Origin of the sequence: Deinococcus indicus (genome assembly GCF_002198095.1) — a bacterium.
Lineage (GTDB): Bacteria > Deinococcota > Deinococci > Deinococcales > Deinococcaceae > Deinococcus > Deinococcus caeni.
In genome coordinates, this window is sequence record NZ_NHMK01000009.1 from 30,071 (window position 1) to 47,025 (window position 16,955).

Below are 16,955 nucleotides of genomic sequence, written 5' to 3' on the forward strand. Positions count from 1 at the left end.
CGCTGGGGGCGCTGTGCGTGGCCTCTCATTCGTGCCCGCAGCGGTGACAGACGCGGGGCTGGCCGGGGGGACACTTTTACACAGCGCGGGTGTTCCGTATGGAGTACCTTCAGGGTTCTGGGCCGCCGCTCTCATGGAGGCTCTCTAGGATGAGAATCCGTGACGATCCGCCAGGCGCGTGCGCGCCAGCCCGCGCGTCAGTCAGGACCTCGCTGCATACAGCCGGTCCCCGGCAGGGGAGAGCCCCGGTCCAGACACCAGCGTGCCCGATGAACGGAGCGCGAACAGAACCACGTCCGCCCTCAACCGGCGCGGATGTAAGGAGAGACAGATGAAGCGTAACAAGATCTTCGGAGCCGTGGCGTTCACCACCCTCGCCATGACCCTGGCCGCCTGCAACAACGGCGGCAACGCCGGCGAAGGCGCCGGCAGCACCCTGATCATCCAGGAGTCCGCCGACATTCCCACCCTGGACCCCGGCACCACCTACGACACGGCCAGCGGTCAGGTCGTCGAGAACCTGTACGAGACGCTGGTCGGGTACAAGGGCAGCAGCCTGACCGAACTCGAGCCGCTGCTGGCCACCGAGTGGGAAGCGAACGACGCCGGCACCGAGTACCGGTTCACGCTGCGCGAGGGCGTGAAGTTCCACAGCGGCAACGACTTCACCTGCGCCGACGCCGAGTACACCCTGCGCCGCAACCTCGTGACGAACACCGCCGACAGCGGCAACTGGTTCATCAGCGAGAGCCTGCTGGGCACGCCCGCCAACGCCAACGACGACAAGAGCATCACGTGGCAGCGCATCACGGACGCCGTGAAGTGCGACGGCGACGTGCTGGTCCTGAAACTCCCGAAGACCGACCCGGCCTTCCTGGCGAAGCTCGCGTACATCGGGCAGGGCATCGTGGACAGCAAGCACGCCATCGAGATCGGCGAGTGGGACGGCACCGAGGCCACCTGGAAAGAAGCGGTCGGCCAGGACCTGATGGGCAGCCAGCTGGCGCAGAAGCCCAGCGGCACCGGCGCGTACAAGCTGGTCGGCAAGGACGCCACCAGCGTCACCGCCACCGCGTTCGAGGAGTACTGGGGCGAGCAGAAGCCCAGCATCAAGAACGTGATCATCCAGAAGGTCCCCGAGCAGGCCGCGCGCATCCAGGCGTTCCTGAAGGGCGACGCGGACTTCATCGAGGAGGGCGGGCGCCCCATCATCTCCAGCCAGCTGGCCGGCAAGGACGGCGTGGCCGTACTGGACGACCTGCCCAACACGGTCGCGGCGGGCTTCAGCATGAACCAGAACATCGCCCAGGGCGGCGCGCTCGGCAGCGGCAAACTGGACGGCCAGGGCATCCCCGCGAACTTCTTCAGCGACGTGGACGTGCGCCGCGGCTTCGTGGCGGCCTTCGACGTGCCCACCTACATCGAGCAGGTGCAGGAAGGCAAGGGCGCGGCCCGTAACTTCCTGCTGCCCGACTCCTTCCCCGGCTACGACACCAACCTCGCGGCGCCCGAGTTCAACCCGGAAGTCGCCCGCGCGGCCTTCCAGCGCGCCTGGGGCGGTCAGGTCTGGGAGAATGGCTTCACGGTCAGCATCTCCTACCGCGCCGGCGCGCAGACCCAGCAGACCGCCATGGAACTGCTGAAGAAGAACATCGAGGCCCTGAACCCCAAATTCCGCGTGAACATCGTCGCGAAGGAATGGAGCGAGCTGATCAAGTCCACGAACGCGCCCAAGGAAGCCATGATCCTCTCGGCGTGGGCGCCGGACTACGCCGACCCGGACAACTTCGTCACGACCTTCTACGCCAGCACCGGCTACTACGGCCCGCGCCTGAACGCCAAGGACCCCGAGATGGACGCCCTGATCACCGAGGCCCGCAGCACCACCGATCAGGCCAAGCGTGACGAACTGTACGCGCAGATCGCCAAGCGCGCCCAGGACCAGGCGTACTACGTGGTCATGCCCGCCTCCCCGACCGTGTTCACGTACCGCGACAACATCAGCGGCGTGGGCGAGGCGACCTTCAACCCCATGAACGCCTTCTGGGCCGGCACGTACTGGAAGAACCTCAGCAAGAGCTGAGCGCCTTCCGGCAGGACTGCCGAACCGGGCCGTCCCCTCCTGCGGGGGGCGGCCCGTCGCCGTTCCGGGCGGCCTGAACGGGCCGGGTGCACTATCCTGCGCCTATGCTTGACGCCGACACGCTGGAATCCGGGGCGAGTGCGCCCATCACGCTGCTGCTGGTCGACGATCACCCGGTCGTGCGCAAGGGCACGCGCGAACTGCTGGAGACCGAACCGGACCTGCGCGTGGTCGGCGAGGCGTCCAGCGGCGAGGAAGCCATCCTGCGGGCGCGCGCCCTGAACCCGCACGTGATCCTGATGGACGTCAGCATGCCCGGCATGAACGGCATCGACGCGACCCGCGCCATCAAGGCCGAGCAGCCCGGCGTGGGTGTGCTGGTCCTGACCAGCTACGACGACGACGCCTACGTGTTCGCGCTGCTGGAGGCCGGCGCGGCCGGGTACCTGCTGAAGAACGCCAGCGAGGACGACCTGCTGGGCGCCGTGCGGGCCGTCGCGGCGGGCGAGAGCGCCCTGCACCCCAGCGTGGCCCGCAAGGTGCTGGAACGCTTCAGCGCGCACACCACCCCCACCCCGCCCGAGGACGACCTGAGCCCCCGCGAACTGGAAGTCCTGCGGGTCGCCGCGACCGGCCGCACCAACAAGGAGATCGCCCGCGACCTGGAGATCAGCCCCCGCACCGTGCAGGTCCACCTGGCGAACATCTTCTCGAAACTGGGGGTCGGCAGCCGCACCGAGGCGGTCCTGCACGGCATCCGGCGCGGCTGGATCGATCCGCAGTCCGTCTGAGCGCGTGGCAGGGACTCCGTCTGTCTCGCCCCCCACCCGGCACACCACCGGACGGCCGTTTCCGCGCCCGGAACGGTTCGTGAAACCCGGTCGGTCGGAGTCCGCGTGATACGGATTCCGTTTGTTTCGCCAACAATCCGGAACCGCACCGGATTGCCGGCTCCACGTCCGGAACCCGTTTCTCTCCCTCTCTGCGGAGCAGCTCTACGAGTCGCATCCGCTCGAACCCGGCGGGCTTTGCAGCCCATTCAATCGGAGTCCGTATGAGTCACGCCCCGGATGAGCCGAGCCTGACCCTGCCGCCGCTGCCGCCGGGCCTGTCGGCCGCGTCGAGCGTCACGCAGTTCGCGCAGCTGCTGGCCGCCTACGCCTGCCGCGCCACGCACGCGCACGGCACGCGGGTGTGGGTGGTCACGGACGGCCAGCCGCTCCCGGTGGCCGAGGAAGGGCGCGGACTGGCCCTGAGTGACGGCACGCTGGTCGCCCGCGCCCTGAGCGGCGGCGTCCTGACTGGCGAGGGCATGCTGGCCGCCCTGCCGTTCGGGTGCGGCGCCCTGGAATTCGTGGGCGCCGACCCGGCCGCCCTGCGCGCCCTGCTGCACGCGGCGCCGCTGCTGACCCTGGCGGTCGAGGGCGTGCAGGCCAGGGAGGCGCGGCGCGGCCACGGCCGCATCGCCGAGACCGTCGAGGGCCTGATGCGCCGCCTGGGCGGCAGCCTGGACCTCGCGGAGGTCCTGACCGTCACCGCGCAGAGCGCCGCGCTGGCCCTGGGGTTCCGGCGGGCGTTCGTGGCGCTGTTCAGCGAACTGCGCGACGGGGGTGCCCGCACGGGCGAGGTCTTCACGCACGGGTTCACGCAGCCCTTCACGGGCGGGATCGGCGTCGGACCCGTCACCTTCGAGACGCTGGTGCAGCGGGGCGAGGCGATCCGTTTCGAGCGGGGCCGCGACCACGACTCGCCGCTGGCGCGCGGCCTGCAGGAACTGAACCCGGAAACGGCGGTGATCGCGCCGCTCAGCGCCCGTGGACAGGCGCTGGGCCTGCTGTACGTGGACACGACCGACCCCGTGCCCGCCACCGACGACGACGCCCGCATCGTGCTGGCGCTGGCCGAGCAGGCGGCCCTGGCCATCGACAACGCCCGCCTGTACGGCATCGAGACCCGCAAGCGCGAGGCGGCCGAGGCGCTGCGCGAGGCGGGCGCGGCGCTGGCCGGCAGCCTGCACCTGAGCGACACGCTCCAGCAGGTGCTCGAACGCGCCGTGGCGCTGTTCCACGCGGACGCCGCCGCCGTGTACGAGACGCAGCCGGACGGCCGCAGCATCAGCATCCGCTCGGCGGTGGGGCTGCCCAGCGAGTACATGCTGCGCGTCCGCGCGAAGGTCGGCGTGGGCGTCACGGGCCGCGCGGTCGCGCAGGGCACGCGGGTCGCGGCGCGCGACCTGACTGCCGAGGACTACGGCGGCAGCAGCCGCTACGCCCGCCAGCTGCTCGCCAACGGCACGTACCCCTACCGGGGCGTCGTGAGCCTGCCGCTGCGGGTCGGCCCGACCGTGTTCGGGGCGCTCACGCTGTACTGGACGGCCCCGCTGCCGCTGGACGGCGACGACCTGGCGCTGGCGGGCGTGTTCGCCTCGCAGGCGGGTCTGGCCATCGAGAACGCCCGCCTGTACGAGGAAGAGCAGCTGCGTGAACGCGAGGCCGGCGCGCTGCTGGCCGTCAGCCGCGTCCTGAGCGAACGCGCCGACGGCAGCGCCGGCCCGGTCACCAATGCCGGCCCCGTCACCGACGAGGCCCTGCACGGCGCCGTGCGCGAGGCGACCCTGGCCCTGCACGCCGGGCGCGGCCTGCTGGCCCTGTTCCACGAGGAACAGGGCGCGCCCGGCGCCGCGCGACCCGTGACGCGCTGCGCGACGTACAACCTGCACCCGCCGCACCCGCAGGAACTCGCGGACCTCGCCGCGCAGCTCGGGCGCGGCCCCCGCCCCCTGACCCGCCGGCACACCCTGCCCGTGGCGGGCAGCGGCCTGATCGTGCCGCTGATCGGCGCGCCGCCCGAACCGCTGGGCTTCCTGTACTTCGACGATCCCGGCCCCGACGCGCCGGGCGCGCGGACCCTGCAATTCGCGCGCAGCCTCGCCGATCAGGTCGCGCAGACCCTGACCCGCGAGCACCTGCTGGCCGCGCTGGAACGCGAGGAAGCCCGCTACCGGCAACTCGCGGAGGGCGCGCACGACCTGATCGTCAGCACCGACGCGCGCGGCGTGATCGAGTACGCCAACCCGGCCGCCCGCACGCTGCTCGAACCGCTGACCGGCCCGCTGACCGGCGCGGACCTCCTGACGCTGCCCACCCACGACACGCGCCCGGCCCTCCAGGCCGCCTGGACGGACGCCCGGACCCGCGCCAGCGGCAGCCGCGCCGAGATCCGCATCGGCCCGTACCACCTGGAAGTCCGGCTGGGCAGCGTGGACGACGGGCGCGGCATGCTGACCGTCAGCCGCGACCTCTCGGAACTCCAGACCCTCGCCGACGAGATCGCCCGGCGCGGGCAGGCGCTGGAAGCCGCCACCAGCCGCCAGAGCGAACTGCGCAGCTTCCTGACGCTGTTCACGCAGGCGCAGGAGGAAGAACGCCGCCGCATCAGCCGCGAACTGCACGACGACACCGCGCAGGTCCTGACCGCCACGACCCGCCGCGTGGCGCGGCTCGCCCGTGACCTGAGCGGCGAGCAGAAGGCCCGCGCCGACGACATCCTGCTCGACCTGAACGCCGCCATCGACGGCGTGCGCCGCTTCGCGCGCAACCTGCGCCCCAGCGTGCTGGACGACCTGGGCCTGCTCCCCGCCCTGGAATGGCTGGCCACGCAGGCCCTGACCGCCACCCGCCTGGAGGTCAGCGGCGCCGAACGCCGCCTGAGTCCCGCCACGGAACTCACGGTGTTCCGGCTGGCGCAGGAAGCCCTGAACAACGTCGACAAGCACGCCCACGCCCACACGGCCGCCATCCGCGTGGCGTTCGGTGAGCTGCCGCAGGGCGGCGTGCGGGTCGCCATCACCGACGACGGCCGGGGCTTTACCACCGAACAGGCGCACGCGCAGGCGCAGGCCGGCCACCTGGGCCTGCTGGGCCTGCGCGAACGTGTGACCCTGGCCGGCGGCACCCTGGACGTGCAGAGCGCCCCCGGCGAGGGCACCACCCTGACCTTCACCCTGCCCGGCTGAGGGAGCAGCTAGCAGCTCAGCGGCGCAGCAGTTCCTCGATGGCGTCCGCGAGGTGCTCGGGGCTCAGGTAGTCGTCGCCGCGCGCCACGCGCAGTTCATAGGCGCGGCGCAGCACGTCCGCGTCGCGCAGGCCCTCGGGCGTCTGGAACTTGTAGCAGGCCAGTTCGACCTTCATGCCGTTCGGATCGCGGAAGTACAGCGAATCCATGAACCCCCGGTCGCGTTCCAGCACCTCGATGCCGCGTGCCCGCAGCCGCGCGGGGGCCAGCTGGAAGGTCGCGCGGGACACCGTGAACGCGAGGTGCTCGACGGTCCCCGGTTCGCGCGGCGCGTCCCGCCCGGCGTCCACGCGGCCCTCGTCGGTGAACACGGTCAGCAGGCGGCCGTCGCCGGGATCGAAGTACAGGTGGTTCTCGGCCGGGTTGCCCAGGTTGGGCTGCTCGAACACGAACGGCATGCCCAGCACGCCCTCCCAGAAGTCCAGGGCACTCTGGCGGGTGGAACCGACGATGGTGACGTGATGCAGGCCCTGCACCTGCACCCGGCGGCTGAGGACGTCGCGGGTCATGCCCCAGGGTACGCGCTCATACGGACTGCCGTTTGACTCCCACTCTGCGTGGCGGATCTCCGAGGCCGTATCAGCCGTAGCGGCGCAGGAACTCCTCACGGGGCAGCCACGCCATCTTCGGGGTGCCCTCGCTGGGGGTGCGGGTGGTGCCGTACGCGGCGCGCAGCAGCCGGAACCCCAGCCCGTACCAGCGGGCCTGGGCGGGTGGCAGGTCCAGCAGCGTGAACCCCGCCTGTTCCAGCGGCCCGTGGAACAGCGTGACGGCGAACACCGCCTGCGCGGAGGCCAGTTCCGGGCGTTCGCGCAGCGCCGCCCCCACGTCCTTCAGGCTCCGCTGGTACGCCCGGTACGCGCCGAGCAGACTGCGGGACGCCAGCCCCACCACCCGCTGCGAGTGCAGGTGCAGTTCGGCGGTGGGCGTGCCGGGCGGCAGCGGCAGCGGGGCGGGCGCGTGACCCAGCGGCGCGACCCGCATCACGCCGTCGGCCCGCTGCGCGAGGTCGATCACGCCCTGCGAGCGGGCGTAGCGGTCCTCGACGACCCGCACGTACAGGTCGGTCAGCAGGTCGCGGGGCGTGCCGGCCCGCGCGCCCGGCAGGTCCCGCAGCGGCACCGGCCGGTACCCCAGCGCCCGCCACGCCGTCAGCGTGCCCTCCAGCTCGCCGGGCGTGACGGCCCGCAGCGCTCCGGGTTCCGGCGGTCCGGCGGGGCGGGGCAGGGGCCGCAGCCCACCGGCCAGCAGGCGCCGCAGGGCCGGCAGGCTGTCCGGCGCCGCCCAGTCCGTGACGGGCTGACCGGCCGTGGCTTCCAGCAGCGTCAGGCCGGCCGGGTCGCCCTGACCGGCCAGTTCATGACATGCCCGCGCGGCGGCCCGCACGCCCTCCGGGTCCAGGCGGGCCAGGGCCGGGGCGACCAGCAGCGTGGCGGGCGTGCCGGACAGGGCCGTCAGCGCCGCGCGCAGCTGCGCGGGCGTTCCGACCGGGACCAGCAGCGCCACCTGCGGCGCGCCGGGCTGCCCGCCGTGCCACGCGCCGCCCACCCCGGCCCGTAGCGCCGCCCGCATCATGAAGGTTCGTGCGTTCACTCCCGGACTGTAGCGCCCCGTGCCCACACGCGTCCGCGCGCTGCCCGTTCCCCTCACGCGGCAGGGGGGGAGGGGAAGACCTGACGACACTCTCATCTCCGGCGTCGTATGCTCGGCAGTGACGATGCTTCAGGATTCCTTAAACTTTCACGGGTTCCGGACAGCGGAACGCCGCCGCGGTAGGACCGCATGAAACCGCTCCGCATCGGGCTGTTCACCGATACGTTCCTGCCGGACCAGAACGGCATCGTGACCAGCGTGGCGCTGCTCAGCGACGAGCTGCGCGCCCAGGGACACCACGTCGACGTGGTCGCCCCGGACTTCCCGGAACACGTGGACACCCGCACCGACGTCGTGCGCGTCGACAGCCTGCGTTACATGTTCCTGCCCACCTACCGCCTCGCGTGGCCCACCCGGAAGGACTTCCACCAGAAGTACGACGTGGTCCACACCCACACGCCCCTGACGCTGGGGCTGGCCGGGGCGCGGCTGGCGCGCAAGTGGGACGTGCCGCACGTCGCCACGTACCACACGCACATCGAGGCGTACACGCACTACGTGCCGGGCATGACCGCCCTGCAACGCCACACTGGCGTCGTGACGCGCGCCATGAGCCTGCTGTACGGCCGCGCGGACGCCGTCATCACGCCCACCGCCGGCATGATGGACGTGCTGCGCGCCATGCGCGTGCGCAACCCGGTCGTGATTCCCACCAGCATCGACCCGCGCGCCCTGGAGGCCGCCCCGCCCGTCCCCAGCCCCTGGCCCGCCGGGAAACGCCGGCTGCTCAGCGTGGGCCGCCTCGCCCGCGAGAAACGCTTCGACCACGTGCTCGACACCCTGACCGGCCTGCCCGACGCGCACCTCGTGATCCTGGGCGAGGGACCGGAACGCCAGCACCTCGAGGCGCACGCCGCCCGCATCGGCGTGGCCGACCGCGTGACGTTCCTGGGCGTGCGTCCCTGGACCGAGATCGGCGCGTACTACCGCCTCGCGGAACTGTTCCTGTTCGCCAGCGACACCGAGACGCAGGGACTGGTGCTGCAGGAGGCGCAGCTGATGGGCGTTCCGGTCGTCGCCGTCGGCGCGCGCGGCACCCTCAGCGGCGTCGCGCACGAACGCAGCGGGTACCTCGTGACCCCCGCCGACGTGAACGCCCTGACCCGCCACGCCCGCGACATCCTGGACGACCCGCAGCTGTGGTCGCGGCTGTCGGCCGGCGCGCGCGCCTTCGGGGCCTCCACCACCCCGGCCGGCGTGGCCGCCCAGGTGCTCGACGTCTACGCCGCCGTGCTGGGCATGCCGCGCGAGGTCACCTTTCCGGGGGAGTCGGGGACTCAGCCTCGAAATACCCTCGCGTATGACCAGTGATGTTGCGCAGGTGCTGCCACAGGAACGGCGCCACGCCCCGGTCCAGCCGGCGCGCACTGGTCTCCACCAGCGCGCCCGGCACGTACGCCACCGGCCCCAGCCGCGCGAGCGCCTGCCCCAGGATCACGTCCTCATAGGCTTCCACGTCCGCGTACCCGCCGGCCAGCAGCGCCGCCACGCGCGAGAAGGCCATGTTCGCGCCCGCCAGGTTCGGTTTCCCCACGAGCCGGCAGGCGTGCAGGAACGCGCTGTACCCCGCGCCGGACAGCTTCGACCAGTGCGGCGCGACCCCGCAGAACCGCATGGGGCCGTACAGCGCGGTGCGGCCCGGCGTGGCCCCGGACAGCGCCTCGAGCCACTGCGGGCTGGGCAGCGAATCCGCGTCGGTCGTGGCGACCCACTCGCTGCGCGCCGCTTCCAGGCCCATCTGACGGGTGCGGGCCACGCCCGGCTGCTCGCAGCGCAGCACCGTGGCGCCCCAGGCCCGCGCGGCCGCCACCGTTCCGTCCCGGCTGCCGTTGTCCACGACGATCACCTCGTCGGGCGCCTTGCGCTGCGCCTCCAGGGCACGCAGGGTCAGCGGAAGGTAGACCTCCTCGTTACGGGCGGGAATGACAACGGTAAAGCCGGGCACCGGCACAGGCTATCAGGCCGCGCCGCCGATTGCCGGGCCTCGCGGCGGCCCGCAGGCCTCAGAATGGAACGGTTGTGAGCGTCCGATCCCGCCTCCCCCTGCGTCCCGGCACCCTGCGCGCCGTGATCGCCGCGACCTTCTCGCTCGCCTGCGCCGAACTGATCCGCTCGGGCCTGTACCTGTCCTACCTGGGCCAGAGCGCCCAGGCGCAGGACGCGCTGGGCATCGCGCCGTCCGTGGTCGGGCTGGCCTGGGCGCTGCACGTCGGCGCGGACACCGTCATGCGCGGCCCGGCCGGCCTGATGATCGCCCGCTACGGCCTGCGCCCGGTCATGATCGCCGGCGCCCTGCTCAGCCTGATCGCCATGGCGCTGCTGCTGGTCGCGCAGGCCGGCTGGGTCCTGCTACTCGCCGCCGCGCTGCACGGCGTGGGCTTCAGCGCCGCGTGGCCCGGCGCCATGAACCTGACCGCCGACTCCACCGCGGAGGGCGCGCAGGGCCGCGCGCTGACGGCCGTGTCCATGGCCGTCCTGCCGTTCATCGGGCTGGGGTACTTCCTGTTCGGGTTCCTGCGGGACTTCCCGGTGACCGGCGTGTTCCTGCTGTGCCTGGGCATGGTGGGCGTCTCGCTGGTCAGCGCGTTCCTGCTGCCCGCCCACGCCGTCCGCGGTCCCGACCGCACCCCGCCCGCGCCCGGCGAGCGGCGCGACGTGCTGCGCCGCCTGCAACCCCTGATTCCGGCCGCGATCATGCAGACCGTCACGCTGTCGCTGTTCGGGCAGGTGCTGTTCAAACTGACGGACGTGCTGGAACTCCCGTACTGGACCATGATCGCCGTGCTGGTCACGGGCGCCCTCGTCGCGTTCGGCAGCCTGCCGTTCGTGGGCCGCGTTGCCGACCGGGGCCGCGCCCTGCTGACCCTGACCGGCGGGTTCGCCCTGATCGGCGTCGGCATGGCCGGCATCGCCACCCTGCCGCCCACCTGGGCGCTGTTCCCGCTGGCGGCGCTGGTCGGCCTGGGCTTCGCGGGCGTGCAGCCCGGCTGGGGCGCCCTGGTCACCCGCACCCTCCCCGAAGCCCAGCGGCCCGCCGCGTGGGGTTTCCTGATGACCCTGGAGAACATCGGCACCGCCGTCGGGCCGCTGCTGGGCACCCTGGCCTTCGCGCAGTTCGGGGCGCGCGGCCCGTTCGGGCTCGGGGCGACCCTGGCCCTGCTGGCCGCCGCGTTCTACCTGCTGTTCCGCCGCGCCTTCCCCGCCAGCGCCGCGCCTGCCCCCGCGGCGCCCTCTGGGGCGGCCTCCGGGGGACCGTCCTGAACCGCGCACCCACCCGGACGGCGCTGCGGCTGGCCGCGCTGCCCGCCGCGCTGCTGCTGGGCGACCTGATCTTCCGCGCGGCCGGACTGGGAGCCCTGGGCGCCGGTTCCCGCCGCGACCCCCGCGTCGCCCTGACCTTCGACGACGGCCCGGGCCCCCGCACGCCGGACCTGCTGGCCGTCCTGGCCGCCCACGGCGCGCCCGCCACGTTCTTCGTGACCGAACCCGCCTGCCGCGCCCACCCCGGCGGACTGCGCGACCTGCACGCCGCCGGGCACCAGATCGAGGCGCACGGCCGCTGGCACCGCCACGCCCTGCGCCTCACCCCCTGGCAGGAATGGGCGCAGATCGCGTGGCACCCCCACCCCGACCGGTGCGGCCCGCACCTGTACCGCCCCCCCTACGGCGGCCACAGCCTCCTGACCCGCCCCATCGCGCACCTGACCGGCCGCCAGATCGCCCTGTGGGACGTGGAAAGCCGCGACTGGACGGCCCAGCCCGCCGCCGCACTGGCCGCCCACACCCTGGCGCACATCCGCCCCGGCAGCGTCATCCTGCTGCACGACGGCCCGCAGGTCACGCCCGAACTGCTCGGCGCGCTGCTGACCGGCCTGCGCGAACGCGGCCTGACACCCGTCACCCTGAACGACCTGCGCCCCCACCGCATCGGCCTGCGCGAGGGCTGGGCGCGCCTGCGCGGCAGCTACGGGAGGTAGGCAGCAGAGTGTAGGGACACGAAAAAGCCCTCTCCCGTGGGGAGAGGGTTGGGTGAGGGGTCTTTCAGCTGACCGGGGGTTTGGTGACGCGCGTCCGGCCGGCCAGGGCGCGGCCGAGGGTGACCTCGTCGGCGTATTCGAGTGCGCCGCCCACCGGCAGGCCGTAGGCGATGCGGCTCACGACGGCGCCCAGCGGTTCGAGCAGCCGCTGGAGGTACAGCGCGGTCGCGTCGCCCTCGACGGTCGTGCCGGTCGCCAGGATGACCTCCTGACCCTCCTGCACGCGCGGCAGCAGCGGCCGGATGTGCAGTTTGTCCGGTCCGACGCCGTTCATGGGACTCAGGACCCCGTGCAGCACGTGGTACAGGCCGCGGTACTCGCCGCTGCGTTCGATGGCGATCACGTCACCGGGTTCCTCGACCACGCAGATCAGGTTCTGGTCGCGGGTCGGGTCGCTGCACACGTCGCAGCGGTCGGCGTCCGTGATGTTGAAACACACGGGGCAGGTGTGCAGGTCCCGCTTGGCTTCCAGCAGCGCCCTTGAGAGCCGCTCGATGTCCTCGCGCGGCTGCTCGAACAGGTGGAACGCGAGCCGCTGCGCGCTTTTCGGGCCGATGCCCGGCAGGCGCGACAGTTCGCGGATCAGCGCCACCAGCGATGGAGGGTACTTCAAGCGCGCCTCAGAATCCGGGGATGCCCAGGCCGCGCGTGGCGTCCTGTTGCAGGGCGTCGGCCTTGGCGCCCGCGTCCTGCACGGCCACTAGGATCAGGTCTTCGAGGGCTTCCACGTCGTCCGGGTCCACGGCCTCGGGTTTGATCTTCAGGGCCGTGACCTTCCCGTGGCCGTTCATGGTGACGGTGACCAGTCCGCTGGCGCTGCCTTCCACGCTCTTGGCGGCCAGGTCGTCCTGGATCTTCGCGGCGGCGGCCTGCGCCTGCTGCATCTGCTTCATCAGTTTCTTCATGTCCATGCCACGCAGTCTAGCGGGCGGCCGGGGGGCAGAAGGTGGCGCGCGGCGCGGATGGGGGCCGGGTGCCCGTCACGGCGCGTTCCTACAGCGCGGGCGTGCGGGTGCCCTTGGCGCGGCGGTACAGCTGCGCGGGGCGGCCCACGCCGCTGCGGCGCTCGCCGCTGACGGTCAGGGTGCCCTGCGACAGCAGCCGCTTGCGGAAGTTGCGTTTGTCCAGTTTGCGGTTCAGGATCGCCTCGAACACGCCCTGCAACTCGGGCAGCGTGAAGGTGTCGGGCAGGAATTCCAGCGCCAGGTTCGCGTACTCCAGGCGCAGTTGCAGCCGGGCCAGGGCGCGGTCCAGGATCGCTTGGTGGTCGAAGGCGAGGCGGGGCGGGCGGTGCGCGCTGACCCACTCGGCGCCCAGGGTGTGCCCGCCGCCGCTGACGCTGACCGTGCCGTGCGGCAGCACCGCGAGGTGCGCGACGCTGACGATCCGGCCGCGCGGGTCGCGGTTGACCTCGCCGAACGTGAAGAACTGTTCGAGGTGGCGGGGTTCGAGTTCCACGCTGGTCTCGGTGCGCAGTTCGCGCAGGGCGGCCTCGTGCAGTTCCTCGCCGGGGTGGACGAAACCGCCGGGCAGCGCCCAGTCGCGCGCGTGCGGCAGTTCGCCGCGCTGCACCAGCAGCACCATCAGTTCTCCGGCGTGCATGGCGAAGGCGGCGACGTCCACCGCGAGGCCGACCTGGGTGGCCTGCGGGGGAAGGGCGAGGCTGTTCATCCCTGAATGCTAGGGTTTGTGTCCCTGGTACGTCAAGGATAAGTGTCGCTCCACGGGCGGGCGGACGCCTACGCCAGCGCGCTTCAGGTCAGGTTTTGGGTGGACAGCGGCAGTGGCCCGGCCGGCGTGGGCGCCGGGGCGGGCCGCGCCGCCTGCGCCTCGGCCAGCGACACCAGCACGTGCGCGCGCAGCAGTTCCGCCGTACTCCACGCCTGGAACGGACACCCGCCGGGTCGCAGCGAGTCCCCGGCGAACACCTCGGACACGTGCCCGACGCCGGCCTCCCAGACGTGCCCGGTCAGGCCCGCCAGGGCCGCGCGCGCCCGGCGCACCTCGCCGCGCGAGAGCAGCAGCTCCACGAACGCCGTCAGCGGCCACGGCCACACCGTCCCCTGGTGGTACGCGGCGTCCCGCTGCACCTGCGTGCCCCCGTAGTTGCCCCGGTAACGGTCGTCCAGCGGCGACAGCGTGTGCAGCCCGACCGGCGTGAGCAGCTGCGACTCGACCTCGCGGATCACGCGGTCCACCTGCGCGGGCGTGGTGGGCGTGTCCGGCAGCGCCAGCGCCAGCGCCGCGTTCGGGCGCACGCTGCGGTCCGGGGTGCCGTCGGCGCTCAGGGTGTCGGCGTACGCGCCGCCCTGCCAGAACGCCGGGAAGGACTCGCGCGCGCGGGCCAGGGCGCCCACGTACTGCGGGCGTTCCCCCAGCGCGTCCGACAGCCGCGCCTCGGCCCCCAGCGCCGCCAGCCACAGCCCCTGCACCTCGACCGGCTTGCCGTGCCGGGGCGTGACCACCCAGCCCTCCACCTTCACGTCCATCCAGGTGAGCTGCACACCCGGCTCGCCCGCCAGCAGCAGCCCGTCGCGGTCGTCGGCGCGGATGCCGTGGTCCGTGCCGCGCAGGTGCCAGTCCAGCAGTTCCCGCAGCGCCGGCAGTGACGAACGCGCAAAACTCAGGTCGCCGGTCACGCTCACGTAGCGTTCCAGCGCCACGGCCAGCCACAGCGCCCCGTCCACCGTGTTGAACCCGGCGCCGCCCCCGTCGTCATGGAAGTTGTTGGGTGTCAGGCCCCGGCGCAGGCTGGCCAGGAACGTGCCCAGCAGGTCGCGCGCCTCGGCGTGCCGGCCGGTCAGCAGGGTCAGGCCCGTCAGGGCGATCATGGAATCCCGGCCCCAGTCCGCGAACCACGGGTACCCGGCGATCACGGTCACGCCCGCCGGCCGCTCTCGCCGCACCAGATAGGCGTCGGCGGCGACGGCCAGCGTGGCGACCAGTTCGTCGCGCACGCCGCTCGTGTCCTGCGCCCGCCGCGCCAGTTCACTGCGGCGCGCGGCCTCCTGCGCGTACGCCGCCCAGGGGTCCGTGACCGTGTGCGCGGCCGTCGCGGGCGTCAGGCCCTGCACGACCAGCGCCGCGCGCCCCCCGCCCGCCGGGAAACTGACCTCCCACAGGTCGCTGCCCAGCGTCACCTCGTGGTCCGGTTCGCCGCGCGCCGCGTCGTGCCGGTAGTACACCCGCTGCGGGTGCGGCTGCGGGCTCAGCGCGTCGATCACCGCGCCCGGCGCGTGCAGCGTGGCCCGCGTGACCGGCCCGCCCTCTGCACGGCCGTCCCCACTGCCGTCCGGGCTGCCGTCCGGGCCGCGCACCGTCACCTCGCGCCCCCCCGCACTGAACTGCAGCTCCGGCACCCGCGCGTGAACGTGGTGCATATCGCGGCTCACGAACAGCCCGCCCAGGCGCAGCGTGACCGGCTCGCGGCTCTGGACGTCGTACAGGAACACGGCCGCGCCGGAACCGGGCGGCATGAACACCCGCCGCCGCACCCGCACGCCCGCGAACAGCTGCTCCCGCTCGGGCAGCAGGTCCCACACGGCCGCGCCGGTCAGCAACTCCAGCCCCCGGCCCTCGAACACGCCGGGCGCGATCTCCAGTGCGTGCAGCGTCACCTCGCGCCCCGCCACGCCCAGCGTCTCCAGCGGCGAGATGAAGTGCGTGCGGCGCCGCACCGGCGGCTGAGCACTGACCACCAGCCCCGAGTAGCAGCGGGTGGGCACGCCCGCCACGCTGCTCAGCGCGAAGCCGCCCAGCCCGTCGGTCAGCAGCACCTCCAGGTCCGGGTCGCGGGCGGCCAGCGGACCGTACGTGTACACCGACGCGGGGCCAGGGGCGGCGGGACGGACAGGGCCGGAAGTTGAGGAACCGCTCATGCCCACAGCATGGCAGACGCCCGGTGGGTCGGCGCCACGCAGCCGCGTGGTAGACTGAGCCTCATTCGCCCGCGAACCGTCGTGGGCAACAGCCGCCCGGACGGCCAGCGTGCACCGGGCGCGTAAGAGGTGATGAACATAGCGAAAGAACACAAGGTCAACGAGCAGATTCGTGTGCGCCAGATCCGGTTGATCGGCGCGGAAGGCGAGCAGGTGGGCATCATTGACACTCGCGACGCCATGCAGATGGCCCGCGAGGCGGGCATGGACCTCGTGATGGTCAGCCCGCAGGCCGTGCCCCCTGTCTGCCGCCTGCTCGACTATGGCCGGTTCCGCTACGAGCAGCAGCAGAACGAGAAGGAAAACCGCAAGCGCGCCCGCGCCCAGGAAGTCAAGGCCATCAAATTCCGCGTGAAGATTGACGACCACGACTTCAAGACCAAGACCGGGCACGTCCGCCGATTCCTCGAAGAAGGCCACAAGGTCAAGGTGACCATCATGTTCCGCGGGCGCGAACGCACCCACCCGGAACTCGGTGAGCGCATCCTGGTGCGCGTCGCCGAGACGCTCGCCGACATCGGCGCGCCCGAGGGAACGCCCAGCATGATGGGCATGGACATGAACATGATCATGACCCCCAAGGCCGCCCCCGCCCCGAAAAAGGAGCGCACGGACGACGCCTCCGCCGAGGCTGCGGCCCGCACCGAGGCCCCCGCCGCTTCCGGCGAGGCCGCCAGCGCCTGAACGCCGGTCGGACCACCCACTGCTGAGCACTGACCCAGCACAGAACGCGCGGCCTGCCCTGTACCGGGGTGGGCCGCGCATTCTGTCGGGAGGATCGGTGCGGATGAACGGACGCTCAGTGCGTCGGCAGCCCGCATTGTTGCCCGCCCCTCAATCCCCCGGATGCTTTATTTTATAAACTGACGTGCGCTTCGGGCCGGATCACCCCGACCCCCACCCCAAGGAGAACCCACCATGATCAAGATGTACACGACCAGCTGGTGCCCCGACTGCCACGCCACCAAACGCGCCCTGACCAGCAAGGGCCTCGCCTTCGAAGAAATCAACATCGAACAGGACGACCAGGCCGCCCAGTACGTCATGAGCGTCAACGGCGGCAAACGCAGCGTCCCCACCCTCGTCCACGGCGACGTGGCCGCCAGCCTCAGCGGCTTCCGCCCCCAGAAACTCGACGCCTTCCTGGCCGAAGCCGGACTGTAAAACACG

Annotated in this window: 15 protein-coding genes; 8 read left to right on the forward strand and 7 right to left on the reverse strand. The window is 72.4% G+C overall.

Annotation, left to right across the window (positions count from 1 at the left end; all coding sequences use genetic code 11):
* Positions 1–331 precede the first annotated feature (331 nt).
* The 3 genes from CBQ26_RS02760 to CBQ26_RS02770 all read left to right on the forward strand — a co-directional run bounded on the left by CBQ26_RS02760 (position 332) and on the right by CBQ26_RS02770 (position 6,098).
* Entirely contained in the window at positions 332–2,083 is a 1,752-nt protein-coding gene (locus CBQ26_RS02760; RefSeq protein ID WP_088247078.1) for an ABC transporter substrate-binding protein, read from the forward strand.
* A 104-nt stretch (positions 2,084–2,187) separates the two neighbouring features.
* Complete coding sequence (locus CBQ26_RS02765) at positions 2,188–2,874, forward strand: response regulator (RefSeq protein WP_088247079.1); 687 nt, start codon at positions 2,188–2,190, stop codon at positions 2,872–2,874.
* Between the two features lie 263 nt (positions 2,875–3,137).
* Complete coding sequence (locus CBQ26_RS02770) at positions 3,138–6,098, forward strand: GAF domain-containing sensor histidine kinase (RefSeq protein ID WP_088247080.1); 2,961 nt, start codon at positions 3,138–3,140, stop codon at positions 6,096–6,098.
* A 16-nt stretch (positions 6,099–6,114) separates the two neighbouring features.
* On the opposite strand, the gene CBQ26_RS02775 is transcribed toward CBQ26_RS02770, so the two are convergent.
* Both CBQ26_RS02775 and CBQ26_RS02780 read right to left on the reverse strand, forming a co-directional pair.
* Entirely contained in the window at positions 6,115–6,666 is a 552-nt protein-coding gene (locus CBQ26_RS02775; RefSeq protein WP_088247081.1) for a VOC family protein, read from the reverse strand.
* 70 nt (positions 6,667–6,736) lie between these two features.
* Positions 6,737–7,750: a YkoP family protein gene (locus CBQ26_RS02780; protein WP_229844303.1), complete on the reverse strand. Its 1,014-nt coding sequence runs from the start codon at positions 7,748–7,750 to the stop codon at positions 6,737–6,739.
* Between the two features lie 189 nt (positions 7,751–7,939).
* Here CBQ26_RS02780 and CBQ26_RS02785 point away from each other — a divergent pair, with 189 nt between their 5' ends.
* Positions 7,940–9,121, forward strand: a complete 1,182-nt coding sequence (locus tag CBQ26_RS02785) for a glycosyltransferase family 4 protein (RefSeq protein ID WP_088247082.1) — start codon at positions 7,940–7,942, stop codon at positions 9,119–9,121.
* Here CBQ26_RS02785 and CBQ26_RS02790 read toward each other — a convergent pair.
* Positions 9,063–9,755, reverse strand: a complete 693-nt coding sequence (locus CBQ26_RS02790; protein WP_088247083.1) for a glycosyltransferase family 2 protein — start codon at positions 9,753–9,755, stop codon at positions 9,063–9,065. The two genes, CBQ26_RS02785 and CBQ26_RS02790, sit on opposite strands and share 59 nt — an antisense overlap.
* A 74-nt stretch (positions 9,756–9,829) precedes the next feature.
* Between CBQ26_RS02790 and CBQ26_RS02795 the strand changes: the two genes are divergently transcribed.
* Together CBQ26_RS02795 and CBQ26_RS02800 are read left to right on the forward strand one after the other, a co-directional pair.
* The gene (locus tag CBQ26_RS02795) at positions 9,830–11,071 is read left to right on the forward strand and encodes an MFS transporter (RefSeq protein WP_229844302.1); all 1,242 of its coding nucleotides are present in this window, start codon (positions 9,830–9,832) and stop codon (positions 11,069–11,071) included.
* Between the two features lie 95 nt (positions 11,072–11,166).
* Positions 11,167–11,787: a polysaccharide deacetylase family protein gene (locus tag CBQ26_RS02800; RefSeq protein WP_280522575.1), complete on the forward strand. Its 621-nt coding sequence runs from the start codon at positions 11,167–11,169 to the stop codon at positions 11,785–11,787.
* Between the two features lie 64 nt (positions 11,788–11,851).
* Here the strand turns inward: CBQ26_RS02800 and recR are convergent, their stop codons facing one another.
* The 4 genes from recR to CBQ26_RS02820 all read right to left on the reverse strand — a co-directional run bounded on the left by recR (position 11,852) and on the right by CBQ26_RS02820 (position 15,725).
* On the reverse strand, positions 11,852–12,460 hold the full coding sequence (gene recR / locus CBQ26_RS02805) for a recombination mediator RecR (protein WP_088247084.1): 609 nt from the start codon (positions 12,458–12,460) through the stop codon (positions 11,852–11,854).
* A 7-nt stretch (positions 12,461–12,467) separates the two neighbouring features.
* Positions 12,468–12,758 (reverse strand): YbaB/EbfC family nucleoid-associated protein, encoded by a 291-nt coding sequence (locus CBQ26_RS02810; RefSeq protein ID WP_088247085.1) that lies wholly within the window; start codon positions 12,756–12,758, stop codon positions 12,468–12,470.
* 82 nt (positions 12,759–12,840) lie between these two features.
* The gene (locus tag CBQ26_RS02815) at positions 12,841–13,518 is read right to left on the reverse strand and encodes an NUDIX hydrolase (protein WP_078300475.1); all 678 of its coding nucleotides are present in this window, start codon (positions 13,516–13,518) and stop codon (positions 12,841–12,843) included.
* Between the two features lie 83 nt (positions 13,519–13,601).
* Positions 13,602–15,725, reverse strand: coding sequence for an amylo-alpha-1,6-glucosidase (locus CBQ26_RS02820; RefSeq protein ID WP_088247086.1), 2,124 nt, complete (start codon positions 15,723–15,725; stop codon positions 13,602–13,604).
* 129 nt (positions 15,726–15,854) lie between these two features.
* Here CBQ26_RS02820 and infC point away from each other — a divergent pair, with 129 nt between their 5' ends.
* Positions 15,855–16,469 (forward strand): translation initiation factor IF-3, encoded by a 615-nt coding sequence (gene infC, locus CBQ26_RS02825; RefSeq protein WP_088247087.1) that lies wholly within the window; start codon positions 15,855–15,857, stop codon positions 16,467–16,469.
* 234 nt (positions 16,470–16,703) lie between these two features.
* Complete coding sequence (locus CBQ26_RS02830; protein ID WP_055362196.1) at positions 16,704–16,949, forward strand: glutaredoxin domain-containing protein; 246 nt, start codon at positions 16,704–16,706, stop codon at positions 16,947–16,949.
* Positions 16,950–16,955: the final 6 nt, after the last annotated feature.

Coding starts and splice junctions, on each gene's coding strand:
- CBQ26_RS02760 (WP_088247078.1), top strand. CDS start 332: ATGAAGCGTAACAAGATCTTCGGAGCCGTGGCGTTCACCACCCTCGCC.
- CBQ26_RS02765 (WP_088247079.1), top strand. CDS start 2,188: ATGCTTGACGCCGACACGCTGGAATCCGGGGCGAGTGCGCCCATCACG.
- CBQ26_RS02770 (WP_088247080.1), top strand. CDS start 3,138: ATGAGTCACGCCCCGGATGAGCCGAGCCTGACCCTGCCGCCGCTGCCG.
- CBQ26_RS02775 (WP_088247081.1), bottom strand. CDS start 6,666: ATGACCCGCGACGTCCTCAGCCGCCGGGTGCAGGTGCAGGGCCTGCAT.
- CBQ26_RS02785 (WP_088247082.1), top strand. CDS start 7,940: ATGAAACCGCTCCGCATCGGGCTGTTCACCGATACGTTCCTGCCGGAC.
- CBQ26_RS02810 (WP_088247085.1), bottom strand. CDS start 12,758: ATGGACATGAAGAAACTGATGAAGCAGATGCAGCAGGCGCAGGCCGCC.
- CBQ26_RS02815 (WP_078300475.1), bottom strand. CDS start 13,518: ATGAACAGCCTCGCCCTTCCCCCGCAGGCCACCCAGGTCGGCCTCGCG.
- CBQ26_RS02820 (WP_088247086.1), bottom strand. CDS start 15,725: ATGAGCGGTTCCTCAACTTCCGGCCCTGTCCGTCCCGCCGCCCCTGGC.
- CBQ26_RS02830 (WP_055362196.1), top strand. CDS start 16,704: ATGATCAAGATGTACACGACCAGCTGGTGCCCCGACTGCCACGCCACC.